This is a genomic window from Nonomuraea sp. NPDC049158 (genome assembly GCF_040648335.1).
Lineage (GTDB): Bacteria > Actinomycetota > Actinomycetes > Streptosporangiales > Streptosporangiaceae > Nonomuraea.
Genome location: NZ_JBEZDM010000035.1, coordinates 1 through 19,849 on the forward strand (window position 1 = coordinate 1; position 19,849 = coordinate 19,849).

General features: G+C 67.7%; 17 protein-coding genes. 10 read left to right on the forward strand and 7 right to left on the reverse strand.

Going from position 1 to position 19,849, the window contains the following annotated elements:
- Positions 1-37 precede the first annotated feature (37 nt).
- The 4 genes from AB0B61_RS45520 to AB0B61_RS45535 are packed head-to-tail and all read right to left on the reverse strand — an operon-like array spanning position 38 to position 4,531.
- Positions 38-1,513 carry a ferredoxin gene (locus AB0B61_RS45520; protein ID WP_358446506.1) on the reverse strand — a complete coding sequence of 492 codons (1,476 nt, stop codon included), beginning with the start codon at positions 1,511-1,513 and terminating at the stop codon, positions 38-40.
- 55 nt (positions 1,514-1,568) lie between these two features.
- Complete coding sequence (locus AB0B61_RS45525; protein ID WP_358446509.1) at positions 1,569-2,348, reverse strand: hypothetical protein; 780 nt, start codon at positions 2,346-2,348, stop codon at positions 1,569-1,571.
- 54 nt (positions 2,349-2,402) lie between these two features.
- Positions 2,403-3,890 carry a DUF1996 domain-containing protein gene (locus AB0B61_RS45530; RefSeq protein WP_358446512.1) on the reverse strand — a complete coding sequence of 496 codons (1,488 nt, stop codon included), beginning with the start codon at positions 3,888-3,890 and terminating at the stop codon, positions 2,403-2,405.
- Entirely contained in the window at positions 3,890-4,531 is a 642-nt protein-coding gene (locus tag AB0B61_RS45535; RefSeq protein ID WP_358446515.1) for a DUF4142 domain-containing protein, read from the reverse strand. Before AB0B61_RS45535 ends, AB0B61_RS45530 begins: the two co-directional genes overlap by 1 nt.
- 109 nt (positions 4,532-4,640) lie before the next feature.
- On the opposite strand from AB0B61_RS45535, the gene AB0B61_RS45540 reads away from it, so the two are divergent.
- The 4 genes from AB0B61_RS45540 (at position 4,641) to AB0B61_RS45555 (ending at position 11,190) form a co-directional block, all read left to right on the forward strand.
- Entirely contained in the window at positions 4,641-5,195 is a 555-nt protein-coding gene (locus AB0B61_RS45540) for a sigma-70 family RNA polymerase sigma factor (RefSeq protein WP_358446518.1), read from the forward strand.
- The gene (locus tag AB0B61_RS45545; RefSeq protein ID WP_357647790.1) at positions 5,195-5,392 is read left to right on the forward strand and encodes a zf-HC2 domain-containing protein; all 198 of its coding nucleotides are present in this window, start codon (positions 5,195-5,197) and stop codon (positions 5,390-5,392) included. Before AB0B61_RS45540 ends, AB0B61_RS45545 begins: the two co-directional genes overlap by 1 nt.
- Before the next feature lie 84 nt (positions 5,393-5,476).
- On the forward strand, positions 5,477-6,280 hold the full coding sequence (locus tag AB0B61_RS45550) for a tryptophan 2,3-dioxygenase family protein (protein ID WP_358446521.1): 804 nt from the start codon (positions 5,477-5,479) through the stop codon (positions 6,278-6,280).
- A gap of 38 nt (positions 6,281-6,318) precedes the next feature.
- Positions 6,319-11,190 (forward strand): NAD-glutamate dehydrogenase, encoded by a 4,872-nt coding sequence (locus AB0B61_RS45555; protein WP_358446523.1) that lies wholly within the window; start codon positions 6,319-6,321, stop codon positions 11,188-11,190.
- 168 nt (positions 11,191-11,358) lie between these two features.
- On the opposite strand, the gene AB0B61_RS45560 is transcribed toward AB0B61_RS45555, so the two are convergent.
- Entirely contained in the window at positions 11,359-12,183 is an 825-nt protein-coding gene (locus tag AB0B61_RS45560) for an NAD(P)H-binding protein (RefSeq protein ID WP_358446526.1), read from the reverse strand.
- Between the two features lie 98 nt (positions 12,184-12,281).
- Between AB0B61_RS45560 and AB0B61_RS45565 the strand changes: the two genes are divergently transcribed.
- Positions 12,282-13,085 carry a helix-turn-helix transcriptional regulator gene (locus AB0B61_RS45565; protein WP_358446529.1) on the forward strand — a complete coding sequence of 268 codons (804 nt, stop codon included), beginning with the start codon at positions 12,282-12,284 and terminating at the stop codon, positions 13,083-13,085.
- Between the two features lie 152 nt (positions 13,086-13,237).
- On the opposite strand, the gene AB0B61_RS45570 is transcribed toward AB0B61_RS45565, so the two are convergent.
- A complete protein-coding gene (locus AB0B61_RS45570; RefSeq protein WP_358446531.1) occupies positions 13,238-14,266 on the reverse strand; it encodes a hypothetical protein in 1,029 nt (342 codons plus the stop codon).
- A gap of 47 nt (positions 14,267-14,313) precedes the next feature.
- On the opposite strand from AB0B61_RS45570, the gene prfB reads away from it, so the two are divergent.
- A complete protein-coding gene (gene prfB, locus AB0B61_RS45575) occupies positions 14,314-15,429 on the forward strand; it encodes a peptide chain release factor 2 (RefSeq protein WP_358446533.1) in 1,116 nt (371 codons plus the stop codon).
- Here the strand turns inward: prfB and AB0B61_RS45580 are convergent.
- Entirely contained in the window at positions 15,415-15,606 is a 192-nt protein-coding gene (locus tag AB0B61_RS45580) for a hypothetical protein (protein WP_225295827.1), read from the reverse strand. The genes prfB and AB0B61_RS45580 overlap by 15 nt on opposite strands.
- A gap of 203 nt (positions 15,607-15,809) precedes the next feature.
- Here AB0B61_RS45580 and ftsE point away from each other — a divergent pair, with 203 nt between their 5' ends.
- The 4 genes from ftsE to AB0B61_RS45600 are packed head-to-tail and all read left to right on the forward strand — an operon-like array spanning position 15,810 to position 19,817.
- Positions 15,810-16,499, forward strand: a complete 690-nt coding sequence (ftsE, locus tag AB0B61_RS45585; protein WP_049564761.1) for a cell division ATP-binding protein FtsE — start codon at positions 15,810-15,812, stop codon at positions 16,497-16,499.
- Positions 16,500-16,519: 20 nt separating this feature from the next.
- Positions 16,520-17,431 (forward strand): permease-like cell division protein FtsX, encoded by a 912-nt coding sequence (gene ftsX / locus AB0B61_RS45590; RefSeq protein ID WP_358446536.1) that lies wholly within the window; start codon positions 16,520-16,522, stop codon positions 17,429-17,431.
- A gap of 23 nt (positions 17,432-17,454) precedes the next feature.
- Positions 17,455-17,922, forward strand: a complete 468-nt coding sequence (gene smpB / locus AB0B61_RS45595; protein ID WP_358446539.1) for an SsrA-binding protein SmpB — start codon at positions 17,455-17,457, stop codon at positions 17,920-17,922.
- The gene (locus AB0B61_RS45600) at positions 17,919-19,817 is read left to right on the forward strand and encodes a penicillin-binding transpeptidase domain-containing protein (RefSeq protein ID WP_358446542.1); all 1,899 of its coding nucleotides are present in this window, start codon (positions 17,919-17,921) and stop codon (positions 19,815-19,817) included. Before smpB ends, AB0B61_RS45600 begins: the two co-directional genes overlap by 4 nt.
- Positions 19,818-19,849 lie beyond the last annotated feature (32 nt).

Genomic DNA, 19,849 nt, shown 5'->3' on the forward strand with positions numbered 1-19,849 from the left:
GTCCGCCTGAGCGCGCTCAGGCGGACGGACCGGGTGATTAACCCGCCCGTACCGCTATGGACTCATTGAGGCGCAGGGCCAGCGCGGGGCACATGTCGACGGCCCGACGCGCCTCCTTCGCCATCCAGCCCGGCACGGTCTTGAAGGACGGGAAGCCGTATTCGTCCAGTTCCACGAATTCCGGCAGCAGGTGCGCGCACAGGCCGTGGCCCTCGCAACGGGTCCAGTCCACGTCCAGGCGGTACTCGGGCTCGTCCTCGTGCTCCGGGAGGGGCAGCACACCGCGGACCGGCCGGCCGCAGGAGCCGTACTCCAGGTGCAGGGCGATGTCACTCTCGAAGGCGTCCAGGGAGGAGAGGACGAACCTGGCGGTGCCGTCGGGGTGGAAGCAGGCGCCTCTGCGCTCGACGGCGCGTACGGTGCGGCGTACCGCGTCCGTGGACCCGGTGCCCTCGACCAGCGCGAGCAGGGCCCGCGCCACATCGGGCAGCCCGAGGCGGCAGGGGCCGCACTGGCCCGAGGACTGGGCGGCGAGGTAGGCCGCCACCCTTGTGGTCTCGCCAAGTGGGCAGGTCGAGTCGCCGAGCGGGACGATGATCCCGGCACCCAGCTCGCTGCCCATCTTCTTCATGCCTTCGCGCGAGATCACCGCGGAGAGGGCGTTCTCGTAGCTCATCCACGCGCCGTGGTAGCCGCCCATGAGGACGCCGTCGCCGATCTCCGCCTCGCACAGGTCGAGGACGTCGATCAGCGGGGTGCCTGTGGGCGCCTCCACGACGGCGGGGTTGGTGGCGCCGCCGCTCACGCTGAGCAGGACGGTGCCGGGCTCCTTGGCGGTGCCGTACTCGGCGTACCCTTCGGGGCCGAACTCGGCGAGCAGGGCGAGCTGGGCGAACGTCTCGGTGTTCGACAGCAGCGTGGGCAGACCGTCCACGCCGCTCTCGGCGGCGCGCTTCTTGCGGCCGTTGGGGATGGCCACGTCGCCGTTCACGCCGCGTACCAGCGCGCCACCCTCGCCCGAGATGAACCGCTCCTCCAGGCCGACCACCCGGATCTTCACGTGGCTCTCCTGGCCGCCCGCCACATTGGCGGCGCGGCGCTCGGCGACGGCCGCGGAGACCGATGACTCGGCCACCTCGCCGCCGGACCCGATCGCCACGACGACCTCGCGCGCGTGCAGGGCCTCGGCGGCGAGGACCGCTCCGTCGAGCACGAGGTGCGGGTTGCGGATGAGCATCATGGTGTCCTTGAAGCTGGCCGGCTCGCCCTCCGAGCCGTTGACCAGCACGACACTCTCGCGTGCCCCGGCGGCGTCGGCGACGGCGCGCAGCTTGCGGCCGACGGGGAACGCCGCTCCGCCTCGGCCGCGCATGTCGACCTCGTTCACCTGGGCGATCAGCGTCTCGATATCGCGCAACACCGGTTCGCCATGAAGCGTCCGGTGCGCCGGCAGGTCGATCCGCCTGGTGTGCTCCAGCCCGGCGGTGAGCCGGGCCGGGCCCACGCGTAACACGCGTGGGACTCTATGCGGGATCACTCTGGCGCCTCCTGGGCATTCCTGTGCGGTCTCATCCCGCCTCCCGGTACTTCCTGCGCGCCGCGTCGAGGCTAACCGGCGCGTTGACGTCCACCGGCCGCTCGACCGGTGAGGTGTCGACCTCCATCGTCTTCACCCATTCCGGCTGGAGAGCCGGCCTGAGCGTGGTGGCGAGTACTCGGACGAGCAGTGCCCCACCGACCGCCGCGAGGCAGGCGATGTAGGACCACGCCACCCAGGGCGCCGGAGGGCGGCCCGCGGTCAGACCATGCATGATGGCCACGGGCCAGGACAGGTACGCGGTGGCGTGGAGCATCCGCCATATCCATGGCTTGGCCGTCACCGCGAACCGTCCTCGGACCATTCCCGACACAACGATGATCACCATCATGTCGAAGGCTACAGCGCCGAATCCCACATAGATACCGGCAATTGGGACCACTGTCGCGGCCAGTGGGGCATGCCCCAGACTGACCATGAGGGTGATGTGCGTGACCAGGTAGGCCATCCCGATCATCGCTGTGGCCCGGTGTGCCAGCTGTGCCCTGACCCTGTTGGACGGGGACAGGAAGACGCGTTCGGTGGTGAGCAGGCCGAGCCCGACAGTCGCGCTCAGCAGCACCAGGGCGAACACGCCCGCGTAGAACTCGAGGAAAGCCACCCCTTGGCCGAGTACTGAGATCCCGCTGTCGGTCCTGGTCAGGGCGAACCCCGCCAGGACCAACGCGGCCAGCACGGCGCTTACTCCGAACCGGACATACCTGGAGTCCAGCTTGCTCGGAGCGTGCCGGGGCAGTCTTCTGTGGAGCATCGATTCCCTCCATGGTCGTCGATTGAGGGTGCGACTCGGGAGGGCCGATCTACGTCAGCAACGACGTCCGCGGTTGATGCAGCTGACCACGAAGTTCATGAGCTGGTCAGACATCACGTTGGCGAAGTCTGCGTGATCGGTCACCGGATTGTGCTTCTGCTCAGGGAACGCGTCCACGGCGAAGGACGGCCCCTGTGGAACCGAGTACGTGAGGGACATGCGCAGCTGTGGGATGGCCTTGGTTCCCTGCGGGCAGGCGCCACCCTGTCCCGGGAACGCCACGTGCGTACGGTGGTTGGCGCTGTCGGTGTTCTGGCCGTCCCAGCAGCTTGGGAAGTCTAGAATACGGACGACTTGGCTGCCGCGTGGGCAGAGTGGATATTTGTTATTAGTGATGCGGTTCTGGAAGCCGGTACACGTCCACGCGGCCTTCGCGTTCGCGCCGCCGTTCGTGGCCGCCTTGGCGTCACCGGTGATGATCCTCAGGAACCTCGGCATCGCGACCACCCTGGACGAGGCGTTGCCGCGGAACTGGAGGGTCACCTGGCGGGCCCGCAGGACCTGGCCGACGTTGCCGTCCTGGTCGTTGGTGTTGACGTCCACCTTGCGGTCGCGGAGCACTGGCCAGAAGTAGGCCGACTTGTCGCCGAACCGGCAGGTGGTACCTCCCGCGGCGAGACTCTGGTCCGTCGAGAACCCGTCCGTCGTCAGGTTGCCCACGTAGTCGTGCAGGTGGTGCGCGCCGTTGCTCACGCCCGGAGCGACGATGAAGTTGTCGGGGTTGTTGTGCTTGTTGCCGTTCGTCCCGCAAGAGGAGACGAAGGTGCCCCTTGAGCCGTTCCTACCGAATTGGGGGTTGGCGAGCTGGCCGCGGCCGACCTGGCGGATGTCGATGAAGTCCTCGACGAACGGGCCGAGGTCGGCGCACTCGCCCTCATCGTGGTCGCTCTCGGTGGGGGAGGGGGTCGCGGACGGGCTCTTCGTCGGGTTCTGGTTGTTGTTGTTGCCCCGGCGGCGGAACTGCTGCTGCTGGCCCTGATCCTGTTGCTGCTGCTGACCCTGGTCCTGCTGCTGTTGCTGGCCCTGGTCCTGCTGTTGCTGGTCCTGGTTGTTGTTCTGCTGGTCCTGGGCGTTACCGGTGTCCTGCGTTCCCGGCTCCGGGGTCGGCGCGGCCAAGAGGGCCCCGCCGCCTTGCTGCTGCTGACCCTGCTGCTGTTGCTGACCCTGGTCCTGCTGCTGCTGACCCTGCTGGTCCTGTTGCTGGCCCTGCTGGTCCTGCTGCTGCTGGTCCTGGTTGTTGTTCTGCTGCTGGTTGTCCTGCTGACCCTGGTCCTGTTGCTGCTGGTCCTGGTTGTCCGGAGCCTGCTGCTGTCGCCGTTGTTGCGTCGGTGATTGAGACGGCTGCTGGTTGTTGCTCTGCTGTGCCGGATCGCAATGGTCCGCAAGCGCCGGACCGACGCCGATCACGGCCGCGGACACCAGGCCGCTGGCCATCACGGCCAGGGCGGACACGGCCGCGGCCGTGCGTCTGGATCTCCTCATTACTGTCTCCTCGTTTCGACCGCCGTTGCGACGGGTGGAACCGGTGAGGGCGTGGGGGGCTCGGGAAGATCGCCGAAGTCGACCAGGCCAGTCCCTTCGAGCAACGTCATGTGCTTCAGCACCACCGTGTTGGCGGTGTTGGCGAACTTCCTGATCTCGGTGTTGCGGGTCCCCGCCCGCACATCTGCCACGACGGCGAAGACCTTGCCGTGCGCGGCTCGCAACAGGTTGGCGAAGTCCTTGTCGAAGGCGGGACCCTTCTCCGCGGACAGCTGGGCCATCCAGCTCTGCTGATCGGCATTGGCCACGTCTGGGATGGGCACGCCGAGTTTCGCGGCGAGCGCGCGAGTCGCCTCGTCCAGCTTCGTGTGATCTTCGACCAGGTGCCTCCCGGTCTCCTTCACGCTTGCTGACTCGGCCCGTGTCTGGGCCCATTGGCCAACAGGAATCTCCCAGAGGCCTGCCTGGCGTACTCTGACTAGCAGGTCGCGGTCTGCCGGCCCGAGAGGACCGGCGGCCGACTGCGTGTACTGAGTGGATCCTGCGGAGCTTCCTGGTGGCAGGACCAGCAGGATCGTGACCGTGGCAGCCACTGCGAAGCCGCCGAACATGAGCAGTTCGCCGCGCAAAAGCCTGTGCATGATCGGAGGTACGCGGGCCTCCGGGGACCGGTTCACTCAAGGGGTCCAAATAGTCAGAAATGACTGGAGTTATCGGAGTGACTACCGGAGTGATAACGAAGGTGTAAAGATGTGCCCCGTGCTAGGTCATCTCGCCGGCAAGTTAGAGAGTACGGATGCCGAGGCGGAACACCGCATTGCGGTGCTCTACCAGGAGTTCGGCGGCCCTCTGCTGCGCCACGTACGCAAGTCGACCGGGAACGATCTTCAATGGGCCGAAGACGTCGTTCAAGAGACGATCGTTAGAGCCTGGCGTCACTCGGCAAGACTTCAATGGGAGCCCAGCCTCATCTGGGCATGGCTACTGACAGTGGCCCGCCGTATCGTCATCGACGGTCGCCGGCGTAAGAGTGTTCGGCCTCACGAGGTCGAGCCGCCGGAAGTCGACATGCTGGCGGTCCCTGACGGCTCGGAGCGGGCGCTCTCGGCCATGGTGGTCGCTGACGCGCTGCGGAGCCTGTCAGAAGAACACCGGGAAGTCATTGAGCAGACCTACCTTCGGGACCGTACGATTAATGAAGCGGCGGAGATTCTGGGGATCCCGCCGGGCACGGTGAAGTCCAGGCTCTACTACGGGATCCGGGCTCTACGTGTGCTTCTGCGGGACAAGGGGGTAGCCGGGTAATGCATGAAGAGGTGGTCGCCTACGTCCTCGGTGTCCTCGATGAAGAGGACCTGGAGGAGTTCGAGCGCCACCTCGACACATGCGCAAGGTGCCAGGCGGAGCTCCAGGACATGGCCGAGATTCCGAGCCGGCTCGACGAGCTCAAACACCTGCCCTCAGCCGCTGAGGACGACCCGCCCATGTCGATGTCACGTTGACCTTTTTCCCCTTTTCGGGTGATATCGGTACGGCGAGGCGCGTACGCCCGGTCGACCAGACCGGGCGGCTTGGGGAGGTGTTCGGTGGGCATCGAGGGTGATGCGGCCGTTCCTCCTGACAGGCGATTCGGCGAGGAGGGCGGCCGGCTCAGCTATGGCGGCTACCTTCGCCTGCCCGAATTGCTCGACCAGCAACGGCCTCAGTCCCAGGCGCCTGACGAGCTGCTGTTCATCACCATCCACCAGGTCTACGAGCTCTGGTTCAAGCTGCTGCTGCACGAGCTGGAGACCGGCCGCGAGGCCATGTTCCAGGGCGAGCTCTGGCAGGCCCGGCACGTGTTCCAGCGGGTGCACGCGGTGGAGCGGGTGCTGATCGAGCAGGTCGACGTGCTGGAGACGATGACGCCCCAGGACTTCCTGGAGTTCCGGGCCAGGCTCGCCCCGGCGAGCGGCTTCCAGTCGGTGCAGTTCCGCGAGCTGGAGTTCCTGTCGGGGCTGAAGGATCCGAGCTATCTCGGCCGGCTCAGGGACGCCGACGAAGCCGAGCTCGGCAGGCTGCGCCGTCGGCTGGCCGAGCCGACGCTGTGGGATGCTTATCTCACCGCCCTTTCCCAGCGTGGGCTGCCGGTCTCCGACGACGAGATCATGGGCACGCTGCTGGCCGTGGCGAGGGACCGCGGGTCGCACGACGACCTGTGGCAACTGGCCGAAGATCTGCTGACCCACGACGAGACCGCCGCCCAGTGGCGGACCCGTCACGTGCAGATGGTCGAACGGCAGATCGGCACCAAATCGGGCACCGGCGGCTCGACGGGTGCCCCCTACCTGCGAGGTAGGACCCGCCTGCACTACTTCCCGCTGCTGTGGGAACTAAGGGCCTGGCTGTGACAAGCCATGGCGAACCCTCACAAAGGAGTGAGAGCGAAATGCCGCTCGACGAGGCCAAGGATGAGCTGCTCCAGAGAGCCGCGCAACGATGCGCGGTGAGCAGCGACCATGTGAGCCCCGAGGACGCGCTGGCCTTCCTACGCGTCTACTACCGGCACATCGCGCCGGAGGACCTGCTCGACCGCAGCCCCATTGACGTCTACGGCCCGGCGATGTCGCAGAAGCAGCTGGCCGAGGTACGCCCCCAGGGCCGGGCCGTGGTCCGCGTCTACACGCCGACCCTCGAGGAGAACGGCTGGGACCCCGGGCACTCCGTGGTGGAGGTGGTCACCGACGACATGTCCTTCCTGGTCGACTCGGTGACGATGGAGCTGGCCAGGCATGACATCAACACCTATCTGGTGGTCCACCCGCAGATGCGAGTACGCCGTGACATGACCGGCAAGATGCTCGGCGCGGGTCAGGAGGACGTCACCGGCCAGATACTGGTCGAGTCCTGGATGCACTTCGAGATCGACCGGCAGACCGACCCCGAGGTGCTCGGGCAGCTGGAGGCCGACCTCCAGCGGGTCCTGTCCGACGTGCGGCAGGCGGTCGAGGACTTCAGGAAGATGCGGGGGGTGGCCGTACAGACCGCCGAGGACCTCACGCTGAACCCGCCGCCGCTGGAGCCCGCGGAGGTCGAGGACAGTCTTGACCTGCTGCGCTGGCTCGCCGACGGGCACTTCACCTTCCTCGGCTACCGCGAGTACCGCCTGGAGCAGACCGACGAGGGCGACGCGCTGCGCGCCATGCCCGGCGCGGCGCTGGGCATCCTGCGGGACGACAAGATCGGCTCGGAGAGCTTCTCCGTGCTGCCCCCCGAGGTGCGCGCCAAGGCGCGCGAGAAGCAACTGCTGATCATCACCAAGGCCAACTCCCGGGCGACCGTGCACCGCGCGGCCTACCTCGACTACATCGGGGTGAAGCTGTTCTCGCCGGAGGGCGAGGTGATCGGCGAGCGCCGCTTCCTCGGCCTGTTCACGCACGTGGCCTACAGCGAGTCGATCTCCAGGATCCCGGTGCTCAGGCGCAAGCTCGCCGACGTGCTGGAGCAGGCCGGGCTGGCCCCCGACAGCCACGACGGCAAGGACCTGATCGAGATCCTGGAGACCTTCCCGCGCGACGAGCTCTTCCAGACCTCGCTCGACCAGCTCCTGCCGATCGCGCTCGGCGTGCTGCGGCTGCGCGAGCGCAAGCAGGTCAAGCTGTTCCTGCGCCGCGACGACTACGGCCGCTACATCTCCTGCCTGATCTACCTGCCGCGCGACCGTTACACCACTCAGGTGCGCTACCGGATGCAGGAGCTGCTGCTCAAGGCGCTGGGCGGCAAGACGCTCGACTACAGCGCGATGATCGGCGAGTCCGCCCTGGCCCGGCTGCACGTGGTCATCCGCGGCGAGCGCGGCCGGCAGCTGCCGCCGCCGAGCGTCGACGTGCAGGAGCTCGAGTCGCGGCTGGCCGCGATCACCCGGTCGTGGGAGGACGACCTGGCCGCGGCGCTGGCGGAGCAGACCTCCGAGGCGGAGGCCCCCCAGCTGAGCAGGCGCTACCAGTCGGCCTTCCCCGAGGGCTACAAGGCCGACTTCCCTCCGCAGATGGCCGTGGTGGACCTGCGCCGCCTGGAGGAGCTGGTCGGCGCCGACGAGAACGAGATCGGCCTCAACCTCTACGAGCCCTACGACGCGGCCGAGGGCGAGCGGCGGCTGAAGATCTACAAACTGGGCTCGCCCATCTCGCTGTCGCGGGCGCTCCCGCTGATCCAGCGGCTCGGCGTCGAGGTCGTGGACGAGCGGCCGTACGAGATCGACCGGGACAACGACCCCGCCACCAAGAACGCCTGGATCTACGACTTCGGGCTGCGCTACACGCCGAACGAGGAGGTCGACAGGAAGGACTTCAAGCGGCTCTTCCAGGACGGCCTCACCGCGCTGTGGAAGGGCGAGGTCCAGGCCGACAACTTCAACGCCCTCATCCTGCGGGCCGGACTGACCTGGGAGCAGGTCGAGATCCTGCGCGTCTACGCCCAATACCTGCGCCAGGCGGGCTCCGCCTTCTCCCAGCGCTACATGGAGCGGGTGCTGACGGGCAACGTGCGGCTGGCCCGGCTGCTGGTGCGGCTGTTCGAGGCGCGCCTGGACCCACGGCGCGGTGACGACGTGCGGGCCGACCTGACCGACGCGCTCACCGAGGAGATCCTGGGCGCGCTCGACGAGGTCGCCTCGCTCGACGAGGACCGGATTCTGCGGGCGTACCTGGAGATGATCCAGGCGACGCTGCGTACCAACTACTTCCAGACCGTCGGCGGGCGCCGCAAGCCGTACATCTCGCTGAAGTTCGACCCGCAGGCGATCAGCGTGCTGCCGCTGCCGCGGCCGAAGTACGAGATCTTCGTGTACTCGGCCCGGGTCGAGGGCGTGCACCTGCGCTTCGGCAAGGTGGCCAGAGGCGGGTTGCGGTGGTCGGACCGGATGGAGGACTTCCGGACGGAGATCCTCGGCCTGGTCAAAGCCCAGATGGTGAAAAATACCGTTATCGTGCCCACTGGGTCTAAGGGCGGATTTGTCGTGAAGCGTCCGCCGGTGGGCGGAGGGCGCGAAGAGCAGCTCGCCGAGGGCGTGGCGTGCTACCGGATGTTCATCTCCGGACTGCTCGACGTCACCGACAACCTGGTCGACGGCAAGGTGGTGCCCCCGCCGGACGTGGTCAGGCACGACGGCGACGACACCTACCTGGTGGTCGCCGCCGACAAGGGCACCGCGACCTTCTCCGACATCGCCAACGGCGTGGCCAAGGAGTACGGCTTCTGGCTCGGCGACGCCTTCGCCTCCGGTGGCTCGATCGGCTATGACCACAAGGCGATGGGCATCACCGCGCGCGGCGCCTGGGAGTCGGTCAAGTACCACTTCCGCACGATCGGGACCGACATACAGACCACCGATTTCACCGTGGCCGGTGTCGGCGACATGTCGGGCGACGTGTTCGGCAACGGCATGCTGCTGTCGCGGCACATCCAGCTGGTGGCCGCCTTCGACCACCGGCACATCTTCATCGACCCCGACCCCGACACCGCCCGCAGCTTCGCCGAGCGGCAACGGCTCTTCGAGCTGCCACGCAGCTCCTGGGCGGACTACGACACCCAGCTGATCTCGGCGGGCGGCGGCGTCTATCCGCGTACGGCCAAGTCCATCCAGATCACGCCGCAGATCCGCGAGGCGCTCTCCATCCCCGCGGCGATCAACTCGATGGCGCCGAACGACCTGATCAGCGCCATCCTCCGGGCCCCCGTGGACCTGCTGTGGAACGGCGGCATCGGCACCTACGTCAAGGCGAGCACCGAGTCCAACGCCGACGTGGGCGACAAGGCCAACGACCCGCTCCGGGTCGACGCCGGAGAGCTGCGCTGCAAGGTCATCGGCGAGGGCGGCAACCTGGGGTTCACCCAGCTGGCCCGCATCGAGTTCGCGCGCGGCGGCGGGCTGGTCAACACCGACTTCATCGACAACTCGGCCGGGGTCGACACCTCCGACCACGAGGTCAACATCAAGATCCTGCTCGACCAGGTCGTCCGCGACGGCGAGCTGACCGACAAGCAGCGCAACCAGGTCTTCACCTCGATGACCGACGAGGTCGCCGACCTGGTGCTGCGCGACAACTACGCCCAGAACGTGGTGCTGGCCGCGACCCGCGCCCAGGCCCCCGAGATGCTCCACATCCACTCCCGCTATCTGCGGCGCCTGGAGCGTGACGGGCTGGTCAACCGGGAGCTGGAGTTCCTGCCCTCCGACAAGATCCTGGCCGAACGCCGCCAGGCCCGGCTGGGTCTGACGGCGCCCGAGTTCTCGGTGCTGCTGGCCTACACCAAGCTGGTGGCCGACGCCGAGCTGCTCGCCTCCGACCTGCCCGATGATCCGTATCTGGCCTCGTGGCTGGTGTCGTACTTCCCGTCGGCGCTGCGCGAACGGTTCCGGCCGTACATGGACGCCCACCCGCTGCGCCGCGAGATCATCACCACCACGGTGGTGAACGAGCTGGTCAACTCGATGGGCACCACGTTCATGTTCCGCTTCAGCGAGGAGACCGGCGCCTCGACGCCCGACATCGTCCGCGCCTACCTCGTCGCCCGCGAGGTGTTCGACCTGGCCAGCTTCCACCGCGCGGTGGAGGCGCTGGACAACAAGGCCGACACGTCGATCCAGATCGCGATGCTGCTGGAGGCCAGGAAACTGGCCGAGCGTGGCACGCGCTGGCTGCTCGGCAACCGCCGCCCGCCGCTCGACCTGGCCGGGTCGGTGAGCTTCTTCGTCAAGGGCGTGAACGGCCTGCTCGCCCACATCCCGAAGCTGCTCGCCGGTCCCGACCTGGCGGCCTTCGAGGAGCGCCGCGACTCCTTCGCGGCCCGCGGCGTGCCGCTGGAGCTGGCGGAGCGGGTGGCGGCCATGGTGCCCGCCTATTCGACGTTCGACCTGGTGGAGATCTCGTCGCTCACGGGCCGTCCGGTCAACGAGGCGGCGGAGGTGTACTTCGACCTCGCCGACCGCCTCCAGCTGGCCCTCCTCAGGGAGCGGGTGATCGCGCTGCCGCGTGACAACCGCTGGAACTCGATGGCGCGGGCGGCACTCAGGGACGACCTGTACGCGGCCCACGCCTCACTGACCCGGGATGTGCTGGCCCACAGCACGCCTGGGCTGTCTCCGGAGGAGCGACTGGCCCGCTGGACGGAGGCGAACTCGGCGGCGGTCCACCGAGCCCGTCAGACGCTCTCGGAAATCTGGGAAAGCGACAACTTCGACCTGGCGACGCTCTCCGTGGCCCTCCGCGCCATCCGCACGCTCGTCGCCTCAAGCAGCCTCCCCCACACCGAAGGCTGATCCCTTTCACAACCTTTTCGATCCTTTACGGCAGGCCCGGTGGGCCCCAGTCGCCGCACGGCGCTGGGGCCTGTCCAGGGGCACGCTCCTCCGGTGGAGGTGGCTGAGCGCCGTGACGTGCGTCTTCTTGGCCCCGGCCGTGGTCGCGTCTTGGCTCTCGGCCTCTGGTTAGTTTGTGGCCGTGAAGGCGTGCTTGTGGTCTTCCGTCCATTGGGCGAAGGTTCTTGGGGGTTTGCCGGTTAGCTCAGTGAATGTGGTTGATGGCGTTTCTGGAGTGTTTATGGCCGCTATGGAGTTTTGAACGAGTGACTCCACTACTTCCGGTGAGCCCCAGCGGGACAGAGCCTGGCGGTGGGCTTCCAAGTCCTGTAGGTGCCACTCGATCGGCTTGCCGATCACTCGCGCGATCGTGTTCATCTGGTCGCGCTGGGTGAGAGATTCGGGGCCGGTCAACTTGTAGACGGCGTTCTCGTGGCCATCTTCTGTCAGCGCTTTCAGCGCGATTTCGGCTATGTCGGCCTCGTGGATGGGAGCCGAGTGGGTGTCAGGGAACGGGCTGCTGACCTTGCCTGCCGCGATGATCTCCGGCGCCCACCCGAGGGTGTTGGTGGCGAAGGCGCCGGGCCGCAGGGCGGTCCAGGAGAGCCCTGAGGCGGCCACCGACTCTTCCGCCACGCCGTGCATGCGGGCGATCGCGTCCGAGGCCGTGGGGTCCGCCAGGGCGGCCGACAGGAGGACCACGTGGCGCACTCCGGCCTCGCGGGCCTTCGCCAGGAAGGCGTCCAGCCCCTGCCGGTCGGCGTAGAGGAACATCCGGTCGACGCCGTCCAGCGCGAGTGCCGCACTGCCCGCGTCGACCACGTCCACGCCGGTGGGCAGGTGGGTCGCGGCGGGATCCTTGCTGGCGGCGCGGACCTGCTCGCCGGCCGCCAGGAGCTGCCGTATGAGACTCCGGGCCACGTGTCCACGGGCCCCGGTTACCAGGATCGTCATGCGGACATGCTGGTCCGGGGCCGTACCAGGCGGGTAGGCACCGCCAGGGCTGGGACTCGGAGTACCAGGCCCGGATGGGCTGGGTCATGATGGTGGGGATGAACAGGGAGGAACTCGGCGGCTTTCTGCGTAGCCGGAGGAGCCGGATCCAGCCCACCGAGGTGGGGCTGGCGCCCGGCCCGCGCCGGCAGACCCCTGGGCTGCGCCGTGAGGAGGTCGCGCTGCTGGCGGGCATCTCCGTCGACTACTACATCAGGCTGGAACAGGGCCGCGGCCCGCACCCGTCCGACCAGGTCCTCACCGCGCTCGGCCGGACCTTGCGGCTGACGGCCGACGAGCACGACTACCTGCTCCGGCTGGCCGACCACTCCCCGGCCCGCGTCGGGCCCGCACGCGAGGTGCCCGCCAACGTCCGGCGCCTGCTGGACCGCCTCACTGACGTCCCGGCCATGGTGGTCAATGCCTGCTACGACGTACTCGCCTGGAACAGCATGCTGGTCGCCCTGATCGGCGACCTGTCAGAGAGGCCACCCCGGGAACGCAACACGCTGCGCTGGCTCTTCGGCGATCAGGCCACGCCGGCCGACAAGCTCCAACTCGCCCGCAAGTGCGTGGCCGACCTCCGAGCCACCGGCCGCTACCCAGGGGACGCCGACATCAGAGCCCTGGTCGACGACCTGAAAGAGCGCAGCCCTCATTTCGCCGAACTGTGGGCGGCCCGCGACATCGAGGTCCAGCGCACCCTGACGAAGCACATGACCCACCCCATCGCGGGCCCCATCGAACTCGACTGCGACTTCCTCCCCATAGCCGGCGCCGACCAACGCCTGGTCATCTACACGGCCGCCCCCGGCACCCCCTCCCACGAGGCCCTCCAACGCCTACGAGAGACCTACGCGTAGCGACCACCACTGTTGCGTGGGAAGGCCATGGCCAAGAATGCGCACGTCACGGCGCCAAGCCACCTCCACCGGAGGAGCGTGCCCCTGGACAGGGCTCAGCCCCGTACGGCGGGTGGGGCCCACCGTGCCTGCCGTAAAAGAAAAAAAGGGGTTTAGGGATCGCCGCCTACGGCCTTGGTGAGGGCGCCGGTGTGGGCGATGATGGCGGTCGGGGTCGGGGTGCCGGATGGCGGGACGACCGTCGCGTACTGGTTGATCTCCGTGGTCTTCAGGAAGCGGCGGGCCTTGACTTCGTGATAGAGCCAGCGGGCCGACTCAGGCACCGGGACGAAGTCGATCTTGTCCGTCTCCACCGTGGTCGTCGTCGTGCGCGTCATCGCGTATTGGATCAGCGCCCCGCCGCCCACCATGCGCAGCGCGTAGACCGGGTAGTCGCCCGCGCTGAAGATCGAGTCGTAGCTGAACCCGCCGATCTTGGCGCGTTCCCGGTCGGTGGTGATCTGCTCCGCCACGTCCGTGGTGTAGGGGCCCCGTTCGAGCAGGCCGGCCGCCACGCCCGTCTCGCCCGCCTCCGCCACCGTGGCGTGCAGCGGGCCCATGAACTGCGGGCTGATGGTGATGCTCTTGTCGTCGGGCGCCAGCAAGGTCGCGTAGCCCTCCGCGTCGAGCTGAATGTGGGGCGGGTCCTGCCCTGGCAGCAGTTGCGTCGCCGAGCTGAGCCGCCAGTCGTCGGTCTTGGCGTCGGCATTGGCGAACGTCAGCAGCGTCGGATGGCCGTTGCGCGTGGCCAGGACCGTGAACCAGGCCGCCGTCTCACTCTGCTTGAACCGCGGGACGAACAGCGTCGGCGCGCCCCACGTGTAGCGCGGCGGCCGGTTGCCCGTCGACAGGAACGCGGACGAGGTGAGCTGCGCCTCCGCGTCGCGGGTCAGCTCCATTGCCAGCCGTAGGTCGCCCCCGGCCCGCAGCAGGTCATCGGTGGCGGTGAAGGTGGCGAACGCCTTGGCCGCGTCGGCCGGGGTGATCAGCGGGGTCGCCGCCGAGGGCGTCGGCGTCACGGGCTTGGCCGTGGTCGCCGCCACCTGACTGGGCTGGGTTTGTGGCGACGCCGAGCAGCCGACCGCCGCGGCCAGCAGGCCGGCGGCGAGCGCCAGCACCTTCCGCCGACCGTAACTACGCACGTGGCCATGTTATTCGGGCCCGCGAGGGTCGCGTACCCTATGGAAACGTGGCAGGCATCGATCCAGCAGAAGAGATCAACGAGCTCGCGGGCACCCTGCGGAGCATCCAGGACGTGCTCGACCTCGGCGCCATGCGCAAGCAGGTCGAGGAGCTGGAGGGGCAGGTAGCCGCGCCCGACCTGTGGGACGACCCTGAGCAGGCCCAGAAGGTCACCAGCAAGCTCTCGCACATGCAGGGTGAGCTCAACCGCGTCGAGGGGCTGGTCCGCCGTCTCGACGACCTCAGCGTCCTCTACGAGCTGGCCGCCGAGGAGGGCGACGAGGACACCAGGGCCGAGGCCGACAAGGAGCTGGCCTCGCTCCGGTCCGACATCGGCGCGCTGGAGGTCCGCACCCTCCTGTCCGGTCCCTACGACGCGCGCGAGGCGCTGCTCACCATCAACTCGCAGGCCGGTGGCGTCGACGCCGCCGACTGGGCGGAGATGCTGCTGCGCATGTACTTGCGGTGGGCCGAGCGCAAGGGCTTCCCGACCGAGGTCTACGACACCTCCTACGCGGAAGAGGCCGGCATCAAGTCGGCCACCTTCACGATCAAGGCCCCCTACGCCTACGGCACGCTCCGTGGCGAGCACGGCACCCACCGTCTGGTCCGCATCAGCCCGTTCGACAACCAGGGCCGCCGCCAGACCTCGTTCGCCGGGGTCGACATCGTGCCGGTCGTCGAGCAGACCGACCACATCGACATCAACGAGGACGAGCTCCGCATCGACGTCTACCGCTCGTCGGGACCCGGCGGCCAGGGCGTCAACACGACCGACTCGGCGGTCCGCATCACCCACCTGCCGACCAACATCGTGGTCTCCTGCCAGAACGAGCGCTCGCAGCTCCAGAACCGCGCCTCGGCGATGAACGTGCTGCAGGCCAAGCTGCTGGAGCGCAAGCGGCAGGAGGAGGCTGAGCGCATGTCCGAGCTGCGGGGCGCCTCGACCACCTCATGGGGCACGCAGATCCGCAACTACGTGCTGCACCCCTACCAGATCGTGAAGGATCTGCGCACGGGCACGGAGGCGGGCAACCCGACAGCCGTTCTCGACGGCGACATCGATGGCTTCATCGAGTCGGAGATCCGCTGGATGCGCCGGCAGGAATCAGAGCCCGCTTAGGTGCTTGAGCACCAAGGCCAGGAAGAGCAGCACGACCAGCAGCAGCAGGATAAGGGCGGGTGACAGCCCGGCGAAGCCGTGGTTGTGCATCCGCTCGCGGTTGGCTCGGCACAGGGGGCAGCGGCCCTCGATCACGGGGTGGGCGCACTGCGCGCATACGAGGTGTTGGCAACTCATGTCAGCCCCAAGTCTAGCCGCACAATCGTTTTGTTTCCGTTATGGACGTTCCATGCCAGTCTTCCCCCTAGACTGTGCTCTGGCCAATCGGAACGTCGATCATCAGTAAAGAAAGCCGTCCCCGATAGGCGTGTGGCGGGAAGTGGGCATGTGCCACCCTCGCTTCCGTCCTGACCCCTAGACTGGCATGCCGTGATGCTCTCGTGATCCATTTCGATAATGTCACCAAGGTCTACACGAACCAGAACCGGCCCGCTCTCGACCATGTCTCCGTTGACGTGGACAAGGGCGAGTTCGTGTTCCTCGTCGGTCCTTCGGGATCAGGCAAGTCCACCTTCCTGCGTCTGGTTCTGAAGGAGGAGCGGCCCAACTCCGGGGCGATTCACGTCGCCGGCAAGGATCTGGCCCGCCTGTCCAACTTCAAGGTGCCGCACCTGCGCCGCCGCATCGGCTGCGTGTTCCAGGACTTCAGGCTGCTCCCGAACAAGAACGTCTACGAGAATGTGGCGTTCGCGCTCGAGGTCATCGGTAAGCCGCGGCGGTTCATCCGCAAGGTGGTGCCCGAGGTCATCGAGCTGGTCGGCCTGGAAGGCAAGGCCCACCGGATGCCCGACGAGCTGTCAGGCGGCGAGCAGCAGCGCGTCGCCATGGCCCGAGCCTTCGTCAACCGGCCCATGATCCTGCTGGCCGACGAGCCGACGGGCAACATCGACCCCGCGACGAGCATCGGCATCATGAAGGTGCTCGACCGGATCAACAGGACCGGCACTACGGTCGTCATGGCCACGCACGACGCGGCCATCGTCGACTCCATGCGCAAGCGTGTCGTGGAGCTGGAGGACGGCAAGATCGTCCGCGACCAGTCGCGTGGCGTGTACGGCCAGGCGTACTGACAGGGAGCAGTAGACAGAACATGCGGGCGAACTTCATCTTCTCCGAGGTCTGGATCGGCCTCCGTCGCAATCTCACGATGACGATCGCAGTGGTCATCACCGTGGCCGTCGGCATGGCGATGCTGGGCGTCGGCCTGATGATCAATGCCCAGGTCACGATGATGCAGGGCTTCTGGTACGACAGAGTCGAGCTCTCGGTCTTCTTGTGCCCCAAGAACTCCCCGATGCCCACCTGCAAGGGCAAGGAGGTCACCGCCCAGCAGACCAAGGATCTGAAGGCCGAGCTCCAGGGCATGGCCGGTGTCGCGCAGGTCCTCTACGAGGACCAGGCCCAGGCGTACGCCAACTTCCAGAAGGCCTATGGCACCGGGGCCAACAAGCTGCTCGCCGAAGCGACCAAGGTCGAGGACATGCCCACGTCCTTCCGCGTCAAGCTGAAGGACCCCAACAACTATCAGCCGGTGGTGGCGGCGCTCCAGGGCAAGGCCGGCATTTCGCAGGTGACGAACCAGAAGGACCTGGTCAACCAGTTCTTCGGGTTGCTCGACAAGCTGAGATCCGGCGCGCTGGCGGTGGCCATCGTCCTTGTGCTGGCGGCGGCGTTGCTGATCGGCAACACCGTCCGGCTGTCTGCCTTCAACCGCCGTCGAGAAACCGGGATCATGCGGCTGGTGGGGGCGTCCAACCTCTATATCCAGCTGCCCTTCGTCATGGAGGGCGTGATCTCCGGGCTGATGGGCGGAGTGATCGCCGCCGTGATGCTGATCGTCGCCAAGGTCTTCCTGTTCGAGGAGATCGCGCGTTATTTCGCGTTCGGCAGTCAGCTCGGCTGGGACTCGGTGGCCTCGGTGATCACGCTGACCATGGTGATCGGTGTGTTCATCTGTGTGCTGGCATCCTTCGTCACGCTCCGCCGCTACCTCAGGGTCTGACGAATCGCCGGTAAGGTCGGAGCATGCCACGTGAGACCGGGCGGAAGGTCGTCGCCCAGAACAAGCGTGCCCGGCACGACTACCACGTCGAGGACACCTTCGAGGCGGGGCTCGTGCTGCAGGGCACCGAGGTGAAGTCGTTGCGCGAGGGACGGGCGTCCCTCAGCGACGGCTACGCCTCCATCGACGATGGCGAAGCGTGGTTGATGAACGTCCACATCCCTGAATACACCCAGGGGACGTGGACGAACCACGCCGCCCGTCGCAAGCGCAAGCTCCTGCTCCACCGCAAGGAGATCGACAAGCTCGCCGCCAAGACCAAGGAGGGCGGGCTGACGATCGTGCCGCTGTCGCTCTACTTCAAGGACGGCCGGGCCAAGATCGAGATCGGCATCGCCCGCGGCAAGAAGGACTGGGACAAGCGGCAGACGCTGGCGGAGCAGCAGGCCAAGCGCGAGATGGCCCGGGCAGTGCGGCAACGCAACCGATGAGCCGTCCCGTACGTCTGGGCCGCGTACGCCGCGGCCTGGCCGCGACCGTCACGCTGGCCGTCGCGAGCATGTCGCTGACCGCCTGCTTCGAGGAGTCGTCCCCGCACGATGCCGTGCGGGACTTCCTGGTGGGCTGGCAGACGGAGGACTACGACCTGGCCGCCGGCCGTACCGACGGTGACCGGGCGACCGTACGCAAGGCGCTCTCGGACGTGAAGGCGGAACTCGACGCGGCCTCGTTCCGATTCAAGATCAAAAGCATCAGCCGGGCCGGCGACCAGACGCGGGCCGACTTCCACGCCGAGGTCGACCTGGGGGAGAACAACCCCCTCTGGGGGTATGACGGCGCACTTCCGCTGCACCTGGTGAACGGCCAGTGGAGGGTGCGCTGGTCGCCCTCCGTGCTACACCCGCAGCTGAAGGACGGCCAGCGGTTCGCCGTCTCCACCGACCCGAACCCCCGCCAGTCGGTCGTCGACCGCAACAACACGCCGCTGCAGAGCCCCCAGTTCCTCTACGTGGCCGGCGTCACCCCGTCGCAGCTCGGTGACCAGGCGGAGGAGGTCGTCGGGCTGCTCTCGGAGTACACCGGGTTCGCCCAGGACCGGCTGCTGAGCCGCATCAGGTCGTCGCCGCCGAAGCAGTTCGTCCCGCTCGCCAACTTCGGCGAGCGGCGCTACCGCGATCTGAAGGACAGGCTCGAAAAGATCCCGCAGCTCATCATCCGACCGCAGAAGCAGCCTGTCGCGCCCGACGACCCCAAGGACATCGTCGGCAAGGTCAGCGCGCTGACCCCGGAGACCGAGCAGAAACTCGGCGGCCCGCAGCGGGCGGGCGACTCCTACGGACAGAGCGGGCTCCAGCGGGCCTATCAGGACTACCTCACCGGATCCACGCAGACTAGGGTGATCATCCTCGACCTCAAGACCGACGACGAGGTCGCGCAGCTCAAGGACTGGCCCGGCCGCAAGAACGTACCCGTACACACCACGATCGACAGCGCCAAGCAGGACGCCGCCGAAACCGCCGTGGCGCGGACGGAGACCAGTGCGCTGGTGGCGGTCGACCGGTCGACGGGCGAGATCCTGGCGGTGAGCACGAAGGGCCTCAACCAGGAGAAGGACGCCTTCGCCGGCAAGTTCCCGGCGGGCACCGCCTTCTCGATCGTGGCCGCCGACGCGCTGCTCAAAACCGGGATGAAGACCAAGCAGAAGCTCGCCTGCCCAACCGAGCGCACGGTGGGCGGCGCGCACTTCGTGACGGCGAGCCAGGTCACCGGCGCCTCGCCGACCTTCAAGGACAACTTCGCCAAGGGCTGTGTCACCGCCTTGGCCTCGCTCGCCCGGCGCGTCGACGCCAAGGCCCTGGCCAAGAGTGCCGAGGCGCTCGGCATCGGCAAGGACTGGCGGCTGCCGCTCAAGTCGTTCAGCGGCTCGCTGCCCGCCTCGTTCAGCGGCTCGCCGTCCGCGCGGGTCGGCGACGCCGACAAGGCCAAGGCCATCGTGGGCCAGAACGTCGAGGTCAGCCCGCTCAGCATGGCCCTCGTCGCGGGAGCGATCGCCTCGGGCACCTGGCACCCGCCGGTCCTGGTGACCGACCCCAAGACGCCCGACCCTTCGACGGAGACGGTCTCGGTCAAGCCGCCGCAACCGGTCGCCGTCGAGCCCAAGGTACGCACGGCGCTGACCGCCATGATGCTGGCCGGCGCCACCGGCTCGCCCGCCCAGGCCGGCCGCGGCCAGGTCTACGGCGTGACGGCCGCGGGCGACCAGGAGAAGCGGATGGGCTGGTTCGTGGGCTGGCAGGGAGATGTGGCCATAGCCGTCCTGACCAAGAACTACGATCCCGCGGCGGTCGCGGGCGACTTCTTCTCCGGCCTGCGCGACGATAAGTGATTTCTTGTCACTCTAGGCAACCGTTCGGGCGG